Origin of the sequence: Vibrio sp. L85 (assembly GCF_963871815.1) — a bacterium.
Lineage (GTDB): Bacteria > Pseudomonadota > Gammaproteobacteria > Enterobacterales > Vibrionaceae > Vibrio > Vibrio harveyi.
Genome location: NZ_CAWMYL010000153.1, coordinates 21,356 through 40,944 on the forward strand (window position 1 = coordinate 21,356; position 19,589 = coordinate 40,944).

The 19,589-nt window shown below is 47.2% G+C and carries 16 protein-coding genes; 15 read left to right on the plus strand and 1 reads right to left on the minus strand.

Features of this window, described 5'->3' with window-relative positions; genetic code table 11:
- Nucleotides 1–8: 8 nt before the first annotated feature.
- The 10 genes from AACR11_RS15435 to acpS all read left to right on the plus strand — a co-directional run bounded on the left by AACR11_RS15435 (nucleotide 9) and on the right by acpS (nucleotide 8,623).
- Nucleotides 9–635, plus strand: a complete 627-nt coding sequence (locus AACR11_RS15435; protein WP_005449785.1) for a sigma-E factor negative regulatory protein — start codon at nucleotides 9–11, stop codon at nucleotides 633–635.
- Entirely contained in the window at nucleotides 632–1,597 is a 966-nt protein-coding gene (rseB, locus tag AACR11_RS15440; RefSeq protein WP_005449786.1) for a sigma-E factor regulatory protein RseB, read from the plus strand. The genes AACR11_RS15435 and rseB overlap by 4 nt, the downstream gene beginning before the upstream one ends.
- Nucleotides 1,594–2,064 (plus strand): SoxR reducing system RseC family protein, encoded by a 471-nt coding sequence (locus AACR11_RS15445; protein ID WP_005449788.1) that lies wholly within the window; start codon nucleotides 1,594–1,596, stop codon nucleotides 2,062–2,064. Before rseB ends, AACR11_RS15445 begins: the two co-directional genes overlap by 4 nt.
- A 127-nt stretch (nucleotides 2,065–2,191) precedes the next feature.
- A complete protein-coding gene (lepA, locus tag AACR11_RS15450) occupies nucleotides 2,192–3,985 on the plus strand; it encodes a translation elongation factor 4 (RefSeq protein WP_005449790.1) in 1,794 nt (597 codons plus the stop codon).
- A 104-nt stretch (nucleotides 3,986–4,089) separates the two neighbouring features.
- Nucleotides 4,090–4,989 carry a signal peptidase I gene (gene lepB / locus AACR11_RS15455; protein ID WP_009703966.1) on the plus strand — a complete coding sequence of 300 codons (900 nt, stop codon included), beginning with the start codon at nucleotides 4,090–4,092 and terminating at the stop codon, nucleotides 4,987–4,989.
- Nucleotides 4,990–5,009: 20 nt separating this feature from the next.
- Nucleotides 5,010–5,687 (plus strand): ribonuclease III, encoded by a 678-nt coding sequence (gene rnc, locus AACR11_RS15460; protein ID WP_005449793.1) that lies wholly within the window; start codon nucleotides 5,010–5,012, stop codon nucleotides 5,685–5,687.
- Nucleotides 5,680–6,642: a GTPase Era gene (gene era, locus AACR11_RS15465; protein ID WP_009698775.1), complete on the plus strand. Its 963-nt coding sequence runs from the start codon at nucleotides 5,680–5,682 to the stop codon at nucleotides 6,640–6,642. The genes rnc and era overlap by 8 nt, the downstream gene beginning before the upstream one ends.
- 128 nt (nucleotides 6,643–6,770) lie before the next feature.
- Nucleotides 6,771–7,502, plus strand: coding sequence for a DNA repair protein RecO (gene recO, locus AACR11_RS15470; RefSeq protein ID WP_009701980.1), 732 nt, complete (start codon nucleotides 6,771–6,773; stop codon nucleotides 7,500–7,502).
- Entirely contained in the window at nucleotides 7,499–8,230 is a 732-nt protein-coding gene (gene pdxJ / locus AACR11_RS15475; RefSeq protein WP_005426507.1) for a pyridoxine 5'-phosphate synthase, read from the plus strand. The genes recO and pdxJ overlap by 4 nt, the downstream gene beginning before the upstream one ends.
- Nucleotides 8,231–8,242: 12 nt before the next feature.
- Nucleotides 8,243–8,623 carry a holo-ACP synthase gene (gene acpS, locus AACR11_RS15480; protein WP_005449797.1) on the plus strand — a complete coding sequence of 127 codons (381 nt, stop codon included), beginning with the start codon at nucleotides 8,243–8,245 and terminating at the stop codon, nucleotides 8,621–8,623.
- A 90-nt stretch (nucleotides 8,624–8,713) separates the two neighbouring features.
- Here the strand turns inward: acpS and barA are convergent, their stop codons facing one another.
- A complete protein-coding gene (gene barA, locus AACR11_RS15485) occupies nucleotides 8,714–11,512 on the minus strand; it encodes a two-component sensor histidine kinase BarA (protein WP_017189116.1) in 2,799 nt (932 codons plus the stop codon).
- Between the two features lie 192 nt (nucleotides 11,513–11,704).
- Between barA and rlmD the strand changes: the two genes are divergently transcribed.
- The 5 genes from rlmD to eno all read left to right on the plus strand — a co-directional run bounded on the left by rlmD (nucleotide 11,705) and on the right by eno (nucleotide 19,565).
- On the plus strand, nucleotides 11,705–13,024 hold the full coding sequence (gene rlmD, locus AACR11_RS15490; RefSeq protein ID WP_079324421.1) for a 23S rRNA (uracil(1939)-C(5))-methyltransferase RlmD: 1,320 nt from the start codon (nucleotides 11,705–11,707) through the stop codon (nucleotides 13,022–13,024).
- Nucleotides 13,025–13,151: 127 nt separating this feature from the next.
- On the plus strand, nucleotides 13,152–15,371 hold the full coding sequence (gene relA / locus AACR11_RS15495) for a GTP diphosphokinase (protein ID WP_005449804.1): 2,220 nt from the start codon (nucleotides 13,152–13,154) through the stop codon (nucleotides 15,369–15,371).
- Nucleotides 15,372–15,596: 225 nt separating this feature from the next.
- Nucleotides 15,597–16,394, plus strand: a complete 798-nt coding sequence (gene mazG, locus AACR11_RS15500) for a nucleoside triphosphate pyrophosphohydrolase (RefSeq protein WP_009698772.1) — start codon at nucleotides 15,597–15,599, stop codon at nucleotides 16,392–16,394.
- 151 nt (nucleotides 16,395–16,545) lie between these two features.
- A complete protein-coding gene (locus tag AACR11_RS15505) occupies nucleotides 16,546–18,186 on the plus strand; it encodes a CTP synthase (RefSeq protein WP_005449808.1) in 1,641 nt (546 codons plus the stop codon).
- Nucleotides 18,187–18,263: 77 nt separating this feature from the next.
- Nucleotides 18,264–19,565, plus strand: coding sequence for a phosphopyruvate hydratase (gene eno / locus AACR11_RS15510; RefSeq protein WP_005425372.1), 1,302 nt, complete (start codon nucleotides 18,264–18,266; stop codon nucleotides 19,563–19,565).
- The last annotated feature ends 24 nt before the right edge of the window (nucleotides 19,566–19,589 follow it).

Below are 19,589 nucleotides of genomic sequence, written 5' to 3' on the forward strand. Positions count from 1 at the left end.
TGAAAATAATGGCTGACAAAGAAAAACTTTCAGCTCTCATGGATGGAGAATTGGTCGATAAGGCTTTAATTCAAGAATTAGAGCAAGACCAAGAGAGCCGTGATGCTTGGCAGAACTATCACCTGATTGGTGATGTGATGCGAGGCGAAGCGCCAGCAAAGCCTGAGTGGAATATTGCTGAAAGCGTAGCGTTAGCGTTAGAAGACGAGCCTGTGCATCGTGCTATCGATTCGCGCAGTGCTAACGTAATTTCAATTAACGACGCGCCAAAAGAGTCGCAACCAGAGCCACAAAAAGCGAAACGCCAGTTGCCTGCATGGTTGACTCAGTTTGGTCAAGTTGCCGTTGCTGCGTGTGTGTCACTTGTTGTGATATTAGGCGTTCAACAGTACGGCGGTAGCGACCCAATGTCGCCGCAAGCTGACCAACTTCCTGTGCTTCAGACTGTGCCATTTGCGGGCAGCGCTGAACCAGTAAGCTTGACGCGTGAATCCGTAGAGCGTTCCGTTGGTGAAGCAAATATGCAAGAGCAACGCAAACGCGTTCATGCTATGCTTCGTGACTACGAACTGCAGCTAAGAATTAACAGTGATGCGTCTCAACAAGATGCACATCTGACACCGGATATTGAATGAAAAAATTTCTGATCAGCGCTTGCGCTCTGTTCAGTCTGATGTCTTCGCAAGCCTTTGCTGGTGATAAGCCAGCGGAGGCTTTATTGCATCAAATGAGCGAGGCGAGCAAGAATTTAAGCTACGAACTCTCTTATATCCTTATCAAAAAGAACAGCATTGAACCTTTGCTGTATCGTCACGCGACTCACGACAAAGACCAGTACGCACATCTTGTGTATTTGAGTGGTCCTGTACGTGAAGTGATCCGTCGCGGCACAGAAGTAAGCTATATCGAAACTGGCGCAGAACCGTTTACCATCGAATCGGGTAAAATGGTTGCTCCAATCATGCCGATGCTGAACGCTAACATCGACGAGCTAAACTTGTACTATGACTACGTAAAAGTAGGTCGTGCCCGTGAGGCTGGTGTTCCAACACAAGTGCTGCGCATCGTGCCAAAAGATGGGCTACGTTACTCTTACGTATTGTGGATTGATGAGAAGAGTAAACTGCCACTGCGTGCTGATCTCGTTGATCGTGATGGTGAAATGCTTGAGCAGTACCGTACTATTTCTTACTCAGTGAACCCTAAGATTGGTGAACTGATGAGTGGTTTGGAAGAGGTTCAATTACCCGCGGTTCTGACAATGCCAAAAGGCGATATCGGTACCAGTAACTGGACCGTGGGTTGGACACCGGAAGGGTTCCATCCAAATGAACTGAATCGTTACCGCATGGCAGTGACTGACCAAATGGTAGAAAGCCAACTTTACTCTGATGGACTATTTAGCTTTTCAGTGTATGTAGCTGACAAAGACGAGCACTCGTTGAAAGGTCAACTGGTTCGTCAAGGTCGCCGTACATTGCACAGCTTTGTCAGCGGCAACCATGAAATCTCAGTTGTTGGTGATATTCCGCCGGCAACGGCTCAGCGTATCGCACAATCGGTCACTTTTAATGTAACAAAGAGTGAAGTGCAATGATGACTGCATTGGCTACCGTGACGGGCGTTCACCGTCACGGTCAGCAATATGATGTCGATATCAGCTGCGAGCAACAGACCAGTTGCAGCAGCTGTTCATCGCAAAAAAGCTGCGGCACAGGCGTGGTTACCAAAGCGATCGGTAACAAAACGCTGTCGTGGCATTTGCGTACCCCAAAATCCGTCAAAGTTGGTCAGGTCGTGGAAATTGGTTTCCCCGAAGCAAGCCTTATCAAATCAGCTATGGCGGTCTACCTTCTTCCTTTGTTTGGTTTGATTCTCGGTGCTGTAATTGGCAACTTCCTGCTAGTACCTTTAACCGCAGGCGGTGAGGGCATTACCATCCTAGCTTCGGTATTGTTCGCAGCAGGTGGTATGTGGCTCGCAAAACGTGTGTCACGCCCACTAGAAGATGAGTCAAAACGCCAAGTCACCCTCATTCGAGTTCTCGGTGAACCTATTCAATAAGTTCTAGACTTTAAATAAGGTGCGCCCGTTAACGAAATTGGGTAGAATCTGCCAACTTGATTGAAATGCCGTCAACAGACGGCTTTCTTACTGTCCCTATTTGTAAAGAGTTAGTCACCCTAAATCTATGAAGCACATTCGTAACTTTTCGATTATCGCCCACATCGACCATGGTAAGTCGACCCTATCTGACCGTCTAATCCAAGTTTGTGGTGGATTAAGCGATCGTGAAATGGCCGCACAGGTTCTGGATTCTATGGATCTTGAACGTGAGCGTGGTATCACCATCAAATCTCAGAGTGTGACGCTGAACTACACCGCTAAAGACGGCGAAACGTACCAGTTGAACTTCATCGATACTCCGGGACACGTTGACTTTGCGTACGAAGTATCACGTTCTCTAGCTGCTTGTGAAGGCGCGCTACTGGTGGTTGACGCAGGTCAGGGTGTAGAGGCTCAAACCCTAGCTAACTGTTACACCGCAATCGAAATGGATCTAGAGGTTGTGCCAATCCTGAACAAGATTGACCTACCAGCTGCTGATCCCGAGCGTGTAGCGGAAGAAATTGAAGAGATCGTTGGTATCGATGCAATGGAAGCAACCCGCTGTTCTGCGAAGACAGGTCTAGGTGTTGACGACGTTCTAGAAAACATCGTATCAGCAATTCCAGCACCAGAAGGTGATCCAGACGCGCCACTTCAAGCGCTGATCATCGACTCATGGTTCGATAACTACCTTGGCGTTGTTTCTTTGGTTCGTATTAAAAACGGTTCACTGAAGAAAAACGACAAGATCAAAGTAATGAGCACAGGTCAAACTTGGGGTGTGGATCGTCTAGGTATCTTCACGCCTAAGCAAGTGGACACTGATGTTCTGCGTACTGGCGAAGTAGGCTGGGTAGTTTGTGGTATCAAAGACATCCTAGGCGCACCAGTAGGTGATACGCTGACGCTAGCGAAAAACGGCAGCGAGAAGCCACTTCCAGGCTTTAAGAAAGTAAAACCTCAGGTATACGCGGGTCTGTTCCCAGTATCTTCTGATGATTACGAAAACTTCCGTGACGCACTAGGTAAACTTAGCCTAAACGATGCATCGCTATTCTACGAGCCAGAAAACTCAGCAGCACTAGGCTTTGGTTTCCGTTGTGGTTTCCTAGGCATGCTGCACATGGAAATCATCCAAGAGCGTCTAGAGCGTGAATACGACCTCGACCTGATTACAACGGCACCAACGGTAGTTTACGAAGTAGAACAAACTAACGGTGAGACTCTGTACGTTGATAGCCCTGCAAAACTGCCAGCGGTTAACGACATCGAAGAGATCCGTGAGCCTATCGCGCGCTGTAACATCCTAGTACCAGCGGACTACCTAGGTAACGTAATCACACTATGTGTTGAGAAGCGTGGCGTACAGGTGGACATGGTTTACCACGGTAACCAAGTTGCGATCACTTACGACATCCCAATGGCAGAAGTGGTACTGGACTTCTTCGACCGTTTGAAGTCGACATCACGTGGCTACGCGTCTCTGGATTACAACTTCCAACGCTTTGAAGCATCGAACATGGTACGTGTAGACGTACTACTGAACGGCGACAAAGTGGATGCGCTAGCGCTGATTACGCACAAAGATCAGTCTCAGACTCGTGGTCGTCAGCTTGTTGAGAAAATGAAAGAGTTCATTCCTCGTCAGATGTTCGACATCGCGATCCAAGCGGCTATCGGTAACCACATCATCGCACGTTCTACAGTGAAACAGCTACGTAAGAACGTAATCGCGAAATGTTACGGTGGTGACGTGAGCCGTAAGAAGAAACTTCTGAAGAAACAGAAAGAAGGTAAGAAACGTATGAAGCAGATCGGTAACGTAGAGCTGCCTCAAGAAGCGTTCCTAGCAATTCTTCACGTTGGTAAAGACTAGAGTTGAACTATCTCGTGCTCTTGTCTGTCATAAGACGTTAGATAGTTAAATAAGTGAAAGGGTTTCGGCTCTTTCACTTTCGTATTTTTAGATAAGGGAATTTAATGGCGAATACATTCTCACTGATTCTAGTTATCGTGACTTTGGTAACTGGCGTAGTTTGGCTACTAGAAAAGCTGGTGTTTGCGAAAAAACGTCAAGCGAAAGTAGCGGAGATCCAAGCGCAAACAACCAATGGTCTGGATGCGGTGACGCTACAAAAAGTAGAAAGCCAACCGTGGTGGGTAGAGAACAGCGTTTCTATCTTCCCAGTGCTTGCATTCGTATTGGTATTACGTTCTTTTATCTATGAACCGTTCCAAATCCCTTCAGGCTCAATGATGCCAACCCTACTAGTGGGTGACTTCATTTTGGTGGAGAAATACGCGTACGGATTGAAAGATCCGGTATGGCGCACGCAGCTAGTGGAAACTGGCAAGCCTGAGCGTGGCGACATCGTGGTATTCAAGTACCCACCACAGCCAAACGTTGACTACATTAAACGTGTGGTAGGTTTGCCTGGTGATACCGTTCGTTACTCTGCGGATAAGCAGGTATGTATTCAATCGAAAGGTGAGTCATCTTGTAAGCCAGTTAAGCTGAACAATGTTGAAGAAAGTCAATTCATCCAAAACGGTATTCCTCTGATTCAGATGAATGAAAAACTGGGTGAAGTTGAGCACCAAATTTTGGTGAACCCATTAACTCGTGACCGCGTGCAGAACTACCAACCACGTCCAGGTGTTAACGAGTGGGTTGTACCACAAGGTCAGTACTTCGTTATGGGTGATAACCGTGACAACAGTGCTGACAGCCGTTACTGGGGCTTTGTTCCAGAAGCAAACTTAGTCGGTAAAGCTGTTGCGATCTGGATCAGCTTCGAGTTTGATCGTGGCGCAGATAGTGTTCTACCTTCATGGATTCCAACTGGTGTGCGTTTTAACCGCGTCGGTGGCATTCACTAACCATTACATATCGAGAGAGTATGAATTCTCCAATTGAGAAACTAGAGAGAAAGCTCGGCTACCAATTTAAGGATGCTGGGCTTATCAACTTGGCGCTGACTCACCGCAGCGCCAATAGTAAGCACAATGAACGTCTTGAGTTTCTGGGCGATTCAATTTTAAGTTTTGTCATCGCTGATGATCTGTACCATCGTTTCCCGAAAGTGAACGAAGGTGACATGAGCCGTATGCGCGCGACCTTGGTTCGTGGGCACACATTGGCGGAACTGGGTCGTGAATTCGATCTAGGAGATTATTTAAAATTAGGTCCAGGTGAATTGAAGAGTGGCGGATTCCGCCGAGACTCTATTCTAGCCGATGCGGTAGAAGCCATTATTGGTGCGATTTACCTTGATAGTGATATTGAACAAGTTCGCGGTATCGTACTGAGCTGGTACAACTCGCGTCTTGAGGCGATTAAGCCTGGTGTATCACAAAAAGATCCAAAAACTCGCCTACAAGAGTTCCTGCAAGGCAGAAGAAAACCGCTGCCTGTCTACACAGTGACTAATATTAAAGGTGAAGCGCACAACCAAGAGTTCACGGTTGAGTGTGACGTAGCAGGTGTGGATAAGCCTGTAATCGGTAAAGGCACCAGCCGCCGCAAGGCAGAACAAGCGGCTGCAGAAACGGCACTTGAGCAATTAACGAATGGCTGATAACGAATTCGACATCGATGCGTTTTTCGCATCACACGGTGAAGTAAGTTCACCAGAGAACCAACACTGTGGCTTCATTGCGATTGTTGGTCGTCCAAACGTAGGTAAATCGACGCTTCTGAACAAAATCTTGGGTCAGAAGATTTCGATCACGTCTCGTAAACCGCAAACGACGCGTCACCGCATCATGGGTGTGGATACAGATGGTGATTACCAAGCGATCTACGTAGATACGCCGGGACTTCACATTGAAGAGAAGCGCGCGATTAACCGCTTGATGAACCGTGCAGCCAACTCATCTCTAAGTGATGTGAACCTAGTCTTCTTCTTGGTCGACGGTACGCATTGGACCAAAGACGACGAGATGGTGCTGACTAAGCTTCAAAAGTCGAACTTCCCTGTTGTGCTTTGTGTGAACAAGGTAGACAACGTGCAAGATCGTAACGAAGTGATGATGCACATGGCCGAGATGTCGAAGAAGATGGATTTCGTTGACGTTGTGCCAATCTCTGCAAAGCAAGGTAAGAACATCGACGTACTGCGCAAGCACGTTCGCGATCACTTGCCAGAAGCAACGCACCACTTCCCAGAAGAATACGTAACAGACCGCTCTCAGCGTTTCATGGCGTCTGAAATCGTGCGTGAAAAACTGATGCGTTTTACTGGTGAAGAGCTGCCATACTCGGTAACGGTTGAGATTGAGCGTTTCGATTACAACCCAGAAACGGACGGTTTCCATATCAACGCCCTGATTCTTGTTGAACGTAATGGTCAGAAGAAAATGGTGATTGGTAAAGGTGGCGAGAAGATCAAGACAATTGGTCGTGAAGCGCGCTTAGATATGGAAGAGCTATTCGGTCGTAAGGTTTACCTAGAGACTTGGGTAAAAGTGAAATCTGGTTGGGCAGACGACGAACGTGCTCTACGCTCACTAGGTTACATTGACGATCTATAAGCTTGGTTGCTTGTAAGTTTGGTAACGAAGACACTTCGTTCCAACATCGACTAAAATATAATATCGATTAGAATAGGGAGCCGCTTGGCTCCTTATTTTTTATTACCGACTTAGGCACACTGATTGAAATGAGCAACCAGTCTTCAGAAGGCTTCCAGCGCTGCTTTGTATTGCACCGACGCCCTTACAGTGAATCGAGCTTGATCCTTGATGTATTCAGCGAGGAGTATGGTCGTATCACGTTGATGGCGAAAGGCGCGCGCAGCAAACGCTCCAATCTTAAAGGGGCATTACAGCCCTTCACGCCACTATTGTTGAAATGGTCCGGCAAAGGCTCAATGAAAACCTTACGTCAGGCTGAGCCAATCAGTTTGGGTTTGCCGTTGTTTGGGATAAACCTTTACTCCGCAATGTACGTAAATGAATTAGTCGGGCGCGTGTTAATTGCGGAAGTGCCGATGCCTGCGCTGTTTCATGATTACCTGCATGCACTAACGGAATTGGCTCAGAGTGATAACCCTGAACCGGGCTTGCGTCGTTTTGAACTGGCTCTGCTGTCTTCAATGGGCTATGGCGTTGATTTCTTGCATTGTGCCGGGACGGGTGAGCCTGTCGATCCTGAGATGACTTACCGTTATCGTGAACAAAAGGGATTCATAGCTTCAGTAAGGCGCGACAATCTGACATTTTTAGGTAATGAATTGATTGCGATTAGTGAACGGCGATTCGTCACTAAAGAGCAATTAAAAGCGGCGAAACGCTTTACACGTATGGCATTAAAGCCGTATCTTGGCGGCAAACCTTTAAAAAGTCGCGAATTATTCATTCAGACATATCGAGCACGGAGTAACGGAAAATGAGCTCAATCTACTTAGGCGTTAATATCGACCATATTGCCACTCTACGTAATGCACGTGGTACTAAATACCCAGATCCAGTTCATGCTGCTGAGATCGCAGAGCGTGCCGGTGCTGACGGTATTACCATCCACCTACGTGAAGACCGTCGCCACATTCTAGATCGTGACGTACGTATCCTACGTGAAACCATTCAAACTCGTATGAACCTTGAAATGGCGGTAACGGACGAGATGGTTGAGATTGCGCTACAAACTAAGCCTGAGTTCGTTTGTCTGGTTCCTGAAAAACGTGAAGAGTTGACAACAGAAGGTGGTCTGGATGTTGTCGGTCAACTTGAGAAAGTGAAAGCGGCAACGCAAAAGCTAACTGAAGCGGGCATTAAAGTCTCTCTATTCATCGATGCTGACCGTCAACAGATCGATGCGGCAAAAGCTTGTGGCGCACCTTACATTGAGCTTCACACAGGTCACTACGCAGATGCGACAACAGAAGAAGATCAGCAAGATGAACTGAAGAAGATTGCAGCAGGCGCAAGCTACGCTGATGACCTAGGTATCATCGTAAACGCAGGTCACGGTCTGACTTACCACAACGTTGCACCAATCGCGGCACTGCCAGAAATCTACGAGCTTAACATCGGTCACTCGATCATTGGTCGTGCGGTTTTCGATGGTTTAGAAAAATCTGTGGCAGAAATGAAAGCCATCATGGTTGCGGCTCGTAAGTAATCAGATTTAAGCATGGCAATTTTAGGATTAGGCACTGACATCGCAGAGATTGAGCGCATTGAAAAAGCGCTCGGTCGAACGGGTGAGCCCTTCGCAAAGCGCATTTTGTCGCAAGATGAAATGGTAAAGTTTGCTGAATTGAAGCAAAAAGGGCGCTACCTTGCGAAGCGTTTCGCAGTAAAAGAGGCTGCCTCAAAAGCGCTAGGTACAGGCATCGCAAAAGGCGTGACCTTCCATGATTTTACAGTTTCGAATGATGAGTTCGGTAAACCGATATTGACCTTATCCGGTGTGGCGAAGCAAATCGCCGAGTCGATGGGCGTCAATCATGTTCATCTGTCGATTTCGGATGAACGTCATTACGCGGTCGCGACGGTGATTTTTGAATCCTAACTTAGCCTGATTACGGATTAATAACCGAATACGAAAAAGCCAGAGTCGATGCTCTGGCTTTTTTATGTCTCTGATTTAATACGTTATTTTCTACTGTTCAAGATAGAGTTTCGCCGTCGTGGTGACTTTAATCATCTCATCTTGCAGTTCGAACATTTCCGGTTCGATGTCTTCGATGTCAGCGCCCGAGCGCAGTGCTTGTTCCAAGGTTGCACACAGAGACTTTAATCTCGGCACGCCACAGTAAGAGCTGCTGCCGTGAAGTTTATGTACCACATGGATAAGATCATCACGCGAGAAGTCTTCTTGTTCTAATGCTTGATCGACCACTTCTTCCACCTCTGGAATAAAATCAATCAGCATGCGCAGCATGTCTTTGGCTAAGTCTTCCTTGTTGGCACTTTGTTTCAATGCCGCTTGCCAGTCGATGATGACATCTTGCTGTGGCTTTTCTGGCGCTGATGGCGCAGTTTCCACAACTGGTTCGACATAGGATGGCGCAATTTTATCGACACTTTCAGTACAGGTATTTGGGTTCCAGTGGACCAAAACCTGTTGCAGCACATGCTCTTCGATTGGTTTGGTTAGGTAGTCATCCATCCCCGCTGCTAATAGTCGGTCACGCTCGCCTGCCATGGCATGCGCGGTCACCGCAATCACTGGGGTGTCTTTGTTCAGCTCTAGCTCTTTAATATGCTGACAAGCCGTCACGCCGTCCATCAATGGCATTTGAATGTCCATGAAGATCAGATCGTATTTCTTCTCAGTCGCAAGATTCACCGCTTGCTGACCATTGCTGCACGCTGTTACCGTTTCTACACGCTCTTTCAATAGCGCAGAGATCAGTTTCAAGTTAGCTGGGTTATCGTCGACCGCAAGTACCGTCAGTGGTAAGCGTTCATTCACTACAGGCTCAATTGGAGCAATTACCGCTTGAGGCGTTTCGACATGATCTGTGATCAGACTTTGTAGAAGCTTGCGACGCGATAGTGGCTTGGTCAGACATTGGATCTGATGGTCGTTCATCACTTGATCTGCCAGTGCTAGTTCGGTACTTGGCGTACCCATGATCACACTCGGCGCCATGCGTTTGGCTTGTTCAATCCAAGCCGCTACCGATTGATCATCGTAGGTTTGGTTGGCAGCCAAGTTCAACAATACGTAGTCGTAGTTCTCGTCGTTTTCTGGCAACGAAGAGCGGTAGGTCACCAGAATGCCTTCTTGGCTCAGGATCTGCTGTGTCACTGACGCCGCTTGCATGTTTGGTTCAACCAACAGCAATTGCTTACCAGTTAGTAGTTCGACTTCAATCAGATCGCTCATTGGCATTTCAGTTGAGTGCAAGCGAACCGTAAACCAGAAGGTTGAACCTTGGTGTAGGCGACTGGTTAGGCTGATTTCGCCGCCCATCTGGCTTACTAGTTTCTGAGTGATAACCAGACCAAGACCTGTACCACCATAGCGACGTGAAATACTTGCATCCGCTTGGCTAAACGCTTGGAACAACTGAGCTTGCTGACGCTCAGAGATACCAATACCAGTATCGCGCACCATGAATTGCAGTTCGACCGAATCACCAGATTGTGAGCGCATCTCAACGCTGATGTCGATGTTACCGCGCTCAGTAAATTTGATGGAGTTACCGACCAAGTTAGTAAGGATTTGTTGGATACGAAGCGGGTCACCCACCAAGCCTTGCGGGATCTTCGGATCCACTTTCAAGGTGATTTCCAAACCTTTCTCGTGCGCGCTGGTGGCTTGTAGGTTGATTACTTCTTCTAAGCTTTCACGGAATTCAAATGGAATGTTTTCCAGCGCCAACTTACCGGCTTCCAGTTTCGAGAAGTCGAGGATGTCGTTGATGATGTTCAGTAGGTTGTTTGCGGACTTCTCAATGGTCTGCAAGTAATCCGTTTGGCTGTTCGATAGCTGTGTTTTCAGCATCTGGCGGGTAAAGCCAATCACCCCATTCAGCGGAGTACGAAGTTCGTGAGACATGTTCGCCAAGAATTCGGATTTCACACGTGCTGCTTCTTGGGCACGCTTCTTCGCGATGTCCAACTCCACGTTTTGAATCTCTAGCTGTTCCAGAGTCTCACGCAAGTCTGACGTCGCTTGGTCTATACTGTGCTGCATCTCAACGTGGTATTCCGACAGCGAGACCGCCATGGCGTTGATACCGTTTTTCAACTGGTCCAACTCACCGTGCATTTTACCTTCGATACGTACATCAAGGTGACCACGACGAATGCGGTCAACAACGTTCTTCATGTGAGTGATCGGTTGGGTTACGTCATGCATTAGACGAGAGGCGAACACACTCGCGAGACCAAGACCGAGGATCAACACCAAGAACGCAGAGAACACTTCTTGGTATTGCTGCAATCGAAGTGACGAAAGATCCATTTCCACTGCGATGTAGCCGATGGCTTTTGTGCCCTGATTCTCATTTGAGAGCTCCGAAAGATAGTGACCTTCAGATAGAATCGGCACGCGCAGAATAAGCGAGTTATCGAAGATTTCCGAATTGCCTAATTGAGGGATAGGCTTATCCTTCGGGAACATCAGAGCTTCAAAATTGGGGTGGAAGTTAGAAGTGACGAAAAGCTCATGATTTTCATCGAACACCGCGATACTACGAACCAGTTTTGAGTTCTTGCGGTGGGCGTAACTGATAAGGCGCCGAACGGCTTCGCGACTTTCGGAAAGTAGGTGAGTTTCACTGGCAATCGCAAGCGGTTCGATAATGCTATTGCCTGTGGTGATAACTTGTTTCTCGAGGTCTTGGTAGCGGTTAAATGAGAAAAAGCCGCTCAGTAATAAACCAATAATGAGAGTGGGAGCGAGAGTTAGTGTAATTACACGTGCTCTTAAGCCATATCTGGTCATGTTATCTAATTACATCGGAGTCTGGATATGGGAAAATAACGCATTATTTCTCAAGCGCACGATAAAGCCTTGAGCAAAGAAGTGACGTCACCGGATAAATGGTAAGCATAATCAAGTCACTCGAATCACACAACGGCTGCAATCAAGAATAGTGAAGCAGTAGAGCAATTAGACACAAATCAGGCACAGAGCATGGCACGTATCTTTCAACCTAAAAAGAAAACGCAACTGAATACCCGTCACCAAGCGGTACAAGTAGAGCGTTTGGATCACCACGGCGCAGGCATTGCTTACCTTAAGAAGAAACCATTGTTTATTGATGGTGCGCTACCGGGTGAGGAGGTGGTAACCCAATTGGTGGAAGAAAAGAGCAAATTCGCTCGCGGTAAGTTGATTAAAATCCTTAAACCGAGTGACGCTCGCGTGGAGCCATTTTGTCCGCACTACCATGAATGCGGTGGCTGTGACCTACAGCATTTGAGCTATGACCAACAATTGACGCACAAGCAGCAAACGCTTCGCCAGTTGATGAGAAAATTTGCCGGCAGTGATATCGAGTTGGATGCGCCTGTATTGGGTGAGTCTCTTGGCTACCGTCGCCGTGCTCGTGTGAGCTTGTTCGTAGATAAAAAGACTCGTCAGTTGCACTTTGGTTTCCGTAAGAAACAGAGTAAGCAAATCGCGCAAGTGACAGACTGCCCAGTGCTCGCGCCTGAGTTGAATGTGCTATTGCCAGAAATCTACTCGACGTTAAAAGCGTTTAAGAAGCCAGAGCAACTTGGTCACGTAGAGTTGGTGCTAGGCGATAATGGTCCATGCATTACATTGCGCCATCTAAGCAAGTTGACCGAAAAAGAGACCAATTCGTTGGTGGAATTGGCGAAGCGTCACAATGCATCGCTCTACTTAATGCCAGAAACGGATCAGCTTGATTTGATTGAAGGTGAAGTGCCTTTCTATCAAGAAGCGGGTGTCACCGTACCATTTACGCCAAATAACTTTATTCAAGTGAACCAAGCGGTAAACCAGAAAATGGTCGCTCAGGCAGTAGAGTGGTTAGACCCACAAAGTGATGAACGAGTGTTAGATTTGTTCTGTGGCCTGGGTAACTTCAGTTTGCCTATTGCGAAACGTGCAAAACACGTGGTTGGCGTAGAAGGCGTGGCAGAAATGGTGGAAAAGGCGGCAAATAATGCATCTTTGAACCAAATCAATAACGCGCAATTTTATCACGCTAACCTTGAGCAGGATTTTGAAGGGCAAGTTTGGGCGGCAGAACAATTCGACAAAGTGCTGCTTGATCCGGCACGTGCGGGCGCGAGTGGGATCATCGATCAAGTTTCTGCGCTTGGCGCACAGCGTGTAGTTTATGTTTCGTGTAATCCTGCTACCCTTGCAAGGGATAGCCAGAGCTTGCTGGAGCAAGGCTACCAATTGACCAAATTAGGTATGCTGGACATGTTCCCTCATACCAGCCATCTAGAATCGATGGCACTGTTTGAAAAGTCCTGATAATTGGGACTTTGTTGATCACTTACACGTGGTGGGTGGTCAATAAGCCAACGCTTAAAGCTTGGCGAAAGAACTAACCTGGATGGTGTTAGTCAAACCACACAAATATAATAATTAGGATGATGAGATGGTTGCGGTAAGAAGCGCGCATTTAAACCAAGATGAACAGTTTGAACTTGAAAACTGGGTGGCTAGCCTAGGTCAAGAGAAGAACACAGCGAAACGCTTAACCGAAGTGTATCGTGACTGCCAATCTGTGTTGGCGGATAACGAACAGGCGGAGCTTTTGTTGTGGCGTGGACGAGAGATGATCGAAATCTTGATCACCTTGTCGATGGACAAAGCGACACTTGTCGCGGCGCAACTGTTCCCTTTGGTCTCAAGTGGTGCTTTTGATAGAGAGCTCCTTGAGGAAAAATACAGCAAAGAAATCATTAAGCTGATCGATGGCGTCGACGAAATGGCGGCAATTGGTCAACTAAATGTAACAATGGATGGTGGTGCTGCCTCGTCTCAAGTAGATAACGTTCGTCGCATGCTGTTGGCAATGGTGGATGATTTCCGCTGCGTGGTCATCAAGCTGGCGGAACGTATCTGCAACCTGATTGAAGTAAAAAAAGCGCCGGACGAAGTTCGTCGTGCTGCGGCAAAAGAGTGTGCAAACATCTATGCGCCTCTGGCAAACCGCCTTGGTATTGGTCAGTTGAAGTGGGAAATCGAAGATTACGCCTTCCGCTACCAACAACCAGAAACCTACAAGCAAATCGCGAAGCAATTGGCTGAGCGTCGTATTGTCCGTGAACAATACATCAAAGACTTTGTCGACGACCTTACCCAAGAAATGACCGTATGCGGCATCAATGCAGAAGTCAGTGGTCGTCCAAAGCACATCTACAGTATCTGGCGCAAAATGCAGAAGAAGAGTCTGGCGTTTGATGAATTATTTGACGTACGAGCAGTACGTATCATCGCTGACAAACTTCAAGACTGTTATGCCGCTCTAGGTGTGGTTCACACCAAATACAAACACCTACCAAGCGAGTTCGACGATTATGTAGCGAACCCGAAACCAAACGGCTACCAGTCTATCCATACCGTGATTCTTGGACCTGAAGGCAAGACCATTGAGATCCAGATTCGTACTAAAGAGATGCACGAAGATTCTGAGCTAGGTGTTGCTGCGCACTGGAAATACAAAGAAGGTGCAAGTAGCCGCAGCGGTTACGATGAGAAGATCACATGGCTACGTAAGCTACTCGATTGGCAAGAAGAGATGTCTGACTCTGGCGAGATGTTGGACGAGCTACGTAGTCAGGTATTTGATGACCGCGTGTATGCCTTTACCCCACGTGGCGATGTTGTCGACCTACCAATGGGCGCAACACCGCTCGATTTCGCTTACCACATTCACTCCGAAGTGGGTCACCGTTGTATCGGCGCTAAAGTTGCGGGTCGTATTGTACCGTTCACCCATAAACTGCAAATGGGTGATCAGGTTGAAATCATCACCCAGAAAGAACCAAACCCTTCACGTGACTGGTTGAACCCGACTCTGGGCTTTGTGACGTCGAGCCGAGCACGTGCGAAAATCAACGCATGGTTCCGCAAACAAAGTCGTGAGAAGAACCTAGAAGCGGGTCGTGAAATCCTAGAGCACGAATTGGCGAAAATCGGCGCGACACTGAAAGACGCAGATCACTACGCACTAAAACGCTTTAACGTTAATAGCGCCGATGAATTGTATGTTGGTATTGGTAGTGGTGACTTGCGCATTAACCAGATCATCAACCACATCAACGCGTTAGTGAACAAGCCAACCGCGGAAGAGGAAGACCAGCAAGCGCTGGAAAAACTGCAAGAAGCAGAAAATCGCGCGCCAGCGCAAAGCCGTCCGAAGAAAGATGCGGTTGTGGTAGAAGGTGTCGATAACTTAATGACACACCTAGCGCGCTGTTGTCAGCCGATCCCAGGTGATGAGATCTCAGGTTACATCACTCAAGGTCGTGGTATTTCGGTGCACCGTAGTGACTGTGAGCAACTAGAAGAACTTCGTCATCACGCACCAGAACGTATCATTGATACCGTCTGGGGGAGCGGCTTTGTCGGCTCTTACATCTTGACGGTTCGTGTTGAAGCGATGGAGCGTGGTGGTCTACTAAAAGACATCACAACGCTATTTGCGAACGAGAAAATCAAAGTCACCAGCATGAAGAGTCGCGTCGATTACCGCACGCAAATGTCGATCATGGACTTTGACCTTGAAGTGACCAACCTTGAGGTGTTCTCACGCGTTTCGAAACGTGTTGAGCAGATCAAGGATGTGATGTCGGTGAAACGCTTAGGCTAATTTTTACGTCGTATTTGGCTTTCTAGCGGCGTTAGCTGCACTTATATCCGGAATGCCGGCCCAGACCCATCTCATAGACAAGCTATGCTCATGGGTCTCATAAGTTTGCTGCCTTGCCAGAAGAACCAACTACTTAGTAAAAACAGTTAGAAAACAAATTAAAGGTGAGTGGTTTTGGCTGCTCACCTTTTTCTTTAGATAGAAAGGTTTAAAGGAACAGAGAAAATGAGTCATCCAATTGAACAGTTAGAACAAATCATGGCGAAGTTGCGTGACCCAGAAAGCGGTTGTCCTTGGGACTTAAAGCAGACCTTCGACACCATTGTTCCTCACACTATTGAAGAAACCTACGAAGTGGTGGATGCGATTCAAAACCGCGATTGGTCGAACTTGCAAGAAGAGTTGGGGGACTTATTGTTCCAAGTGATTTTCTACAGCCAAATGGCGAAAGAGCAGGGATTGTTCGAGTTTTCTGATGTGGTGGAAACCGTTAACGAGAAGCTGACGCGTCGTCACCCGCATGTTTTTTCAGAAGTAGAATTCGATTCTGAAGAAGCGATTAACGCCAACTGGGAAGCGGAAAAAGCCAAAGAGAAAGCACAATTAGGCAAAGCTGAAGAAAGTATCCTAGACTCAATACCAAACTCTCTACCTGCGCTTTCGCGTGCTACAAAGATCCAGAAAAAGTGCGCAAAATTCGGCTTTGATTGGGACTCGCTTGGTCCCGTTGTCGGAAAAGTGCAGGAAGAAATTGAAGAGGTAATGGAAGAAGTGCTTCAAATTACTCCGGATGAGGAGAAAGTTGAACTCGAATTAGGCGATCTTTTATTTGCTACCGTGAACCTGTCTCGTCACCTAGGGAAAGACCCTGAAGTGGCACTGGCAAAAGCCAACTTAAAGTTCTCGAAACGCTTTAAAGGCGTGGAAACTAAAGTTGCAGCGCACGGTAAACAGCTGGCAGACTTTACTCTAGATGAACTCGATTCCATGTGGGATGAAGTGAAACGAGAAGAGCGAAGCTGAAATTGCATGAATACTCGACTTTGATTTGAAGCAAAAAATAAAAAATTACGGTGTGATAGATTTCACGTTGTGGCGGTTAGGAGCTTCTGGTATATTTACGTCCCGTCCAGAAGCACTCCATTTCCCTCATTCAACCAATTTCAGGTTAAACATGACGACAAATTACATTTTTGTTACTGGCGGGGTTGTATCCTCTCTAGGTAAAGGTATTGCAGCAGCATCTCTTGCAGCTATTCTAGAAGCTCGTGGTCTTAAAGTGACTATGATGAAGCTTGACCCTTACATCAACGTTGATCCAGGCACAATGAGCCCAACTCAACACGGTGAAGTGTTCGTTACGGAAGATGGCGCAGAGACTGACCTTGACCTTGGTCACTACGAGCGTTTCATCCGCACCAAGATGACTAAGCGTAACAACTTCACTGCTGGTCGTGTTTATGCAGACGTACTACGTAAAGAACGTCGCGGCGATTACCTAGGTGCAACCATTCAGGTTATCCCTCACATCACTAACGCTATCAAAGACCGCGTAATTGCAGGTTCTGAAGGCCATGATGTTGCTATCGTTGAAGTCGGTGGTACGGTAGGTGATATCGAATCACTACCATTTATGGAAGCTATCCGTCAGCTTGCTGTAGAACTAGGTCGTGAGCGCGCAATGTTCATGCACCTAACGCTAGTTCCTTACCTAGCCGCTGCTGGTGAAGTGAAAACTAAGCCAACTCAGCACTCTGTTAAAGAGCTGCTATCTATCGGTATCCAACCAGATATTCTTGTTTGCCGCTCTGATCGTATGATCCCAGCGAACGAGCGTAAGAAAATTGCGCTATTCTGTAACGTTCCTGAGAAAGCGGTAATCTCAATGAAGGACGTAGATTCAATCTACAAGATCCCTCAACTTGTTAAGTCTCAAGGTCTAGATGACCTAGTTTGTGCTCGCTTTGGTATCAACGCGCCAGAAGCTGACCTGTCTGAATGGGAACAGGTTATTTATGAAGAAGCGAACCCAACTGGCGAAGTAACTATCGGTATGGTCGGTAAATACATCGAACTACCAGATGCTTACAAGTCAGTAAACGAAGCACTTAAACACGCAGGCTTGAAAAACCGTCTAAACGTCACAATTAAATACGTAGACTCTCAAGATGTTGAGACGAAAGGCGTAGAAGTACTTGAAGGTCTAGATGCAATCCTAGTACCTGGCGGCTTCGGTGACCGTGGTATCGAAGGTAAGATTCGCGCTGCACAATACGCTCGTGAAAACAAAGTACCTTACCTAGGTATCTGTCTAGGCATGCAAGTAGCACTGATCGAATACGCGCGCAACGTAGCGGGTATGGAAGGTGCACATTCAACAGAATTTAACAAAGACACTAAGTACCCTGTGGTAGGTTTGATCACTGAATGGGTAGACGGCGAAGGTAAAGTTGAAGAACGTACTGAAACGTCTGACCTAGGTGGTACGATGCGTCTTGGTTCACAGCTATGTCACCTAGAGAAAGGGACGAAAGCTCGTGAACTATACGGTAGCGCGACAGTTCACGAACGTCACCGTCACCGTTACGAAGTAAACAACGTTCTTCGTCCGCAAATCGAAAAAGCAGGTCTGAAAGTATCTGGTCTATCAGCGGACAAGAAACTAGTGGAAATGATTGAGAACCCAGCTCACCCATGGTTTGTAGCGGCTCAATTCCACCCAGAATTCACCTCGACTCCTCGCGATGGTCACCCACTATTCGCAGGTTTCGTTAAAGCTGCTGGTCAAAACGCTCGCGGCGAATTCGAGAAGTAAAAGGATACGGGCGGCGGCGAAGGTTGTGCTGCTGCCCTTTAAAATTGACATTTATATTTGAACGAGAGGAAACATTAATGTCTAAGATCGTTAAAGTTCTAGGTCGTGAAATCATCGACTCACGTGGTAACCCAACTGTAGAAGCTGAAGTACACCTAGAAGGCGGTTTCGTAGGTATGGCGGCAGCTCCATCTGGCGCATCTACTGGTTCTCGCGAAGCTCTTGAGCTACGTGACGGTGACAAAGCACGTTTCCTAGGTAAAGGTGTTCTTAAAGCTGTTGAAGCTGTAAACGGCGCAATCGCTGAAGCTCTAGTTGGCAAAGACGCTAAAGACCAAGCTGCAATCGACGCAGTAATGATCGAACTAGACGGCACTGAAAACAAATCTAAGTTCGGTGCGAACGCTATCCTAGCTGTTTCTCTAGCAAACGCTAAAGCTGCTGCAGCGGCTAAAGGCATGCCTCTATACGAGCACATCGCTGAGCTAAACGGTACAGCTGGTCAGTTCTCTATGCCTCTACCAATGATGAACATCATCAACGGTGGTGAGCACGCAGACAACAACGTTGACATCCAAGAGTTCATGATCCAACCAGTTGGTGCTAAGACTCTTAAAGAAGGTCTACGTATCGGTGCTGAAGTATTCCACAACCTAGCTAAAGTTCTTAAGTCTAAAGGCTACAGCACTGCAGTTGGTGACGAAGGTGGTTTCGCTCCAAACCTTAAGTCTAACGCTGAAGCTCTAGAAGTTATCGCAGAAGCTGTTGCAGCTGCTGGTTACGAACTAGGTAAAGACGTTACTCTAGCTATGGACTGTGCAGCATCTGAGTTCTTCGACAAAGAAGCTGGCATCTACAACATGAAAGGCGAAGGTAAAACTTTCACTTCTGAAGAGTTCAACCACTACCTAGCTGAGCTAGCTAACCAATTCCCAATCGTTTCTATCGAAGACGGTCTAGACGAGTCTGATTGGGCTGGCTTCAAGCACCAAACAGAACTACTAGGTGACAAGCTTCAACTAGTAGGTGACGACCTATTCGTTACTAACACTAAGATCCTTGCTGAAGGTATCGAGAAAGGCGTAGCTAACTCTATCCTTATCAAGTTCAACCAAATCGGTTCTCTAACTGAGACTCTAGCTGCAATCAAGATGGCTAAAGACGCAGGTTACACAGCAGTAATCTCTCACCGTTCTGGCGAAACTGAAGATGCAACTATCGCTGACCTAGCGGTAGGTACAGCTGCAGGTCAAATCAAAACTGGTTCTATGAGCCGTTCTGACCGTGTTGCTAAGTACAACCAACTAATCCGTATCGAGGAAGCTCTAGGTGAGCGCGCTCCTTTCAACGGTCTTAAAGAAGTTAAAGGTCAAGCTTAATTCTTAACTGAATTAACAGCTTAA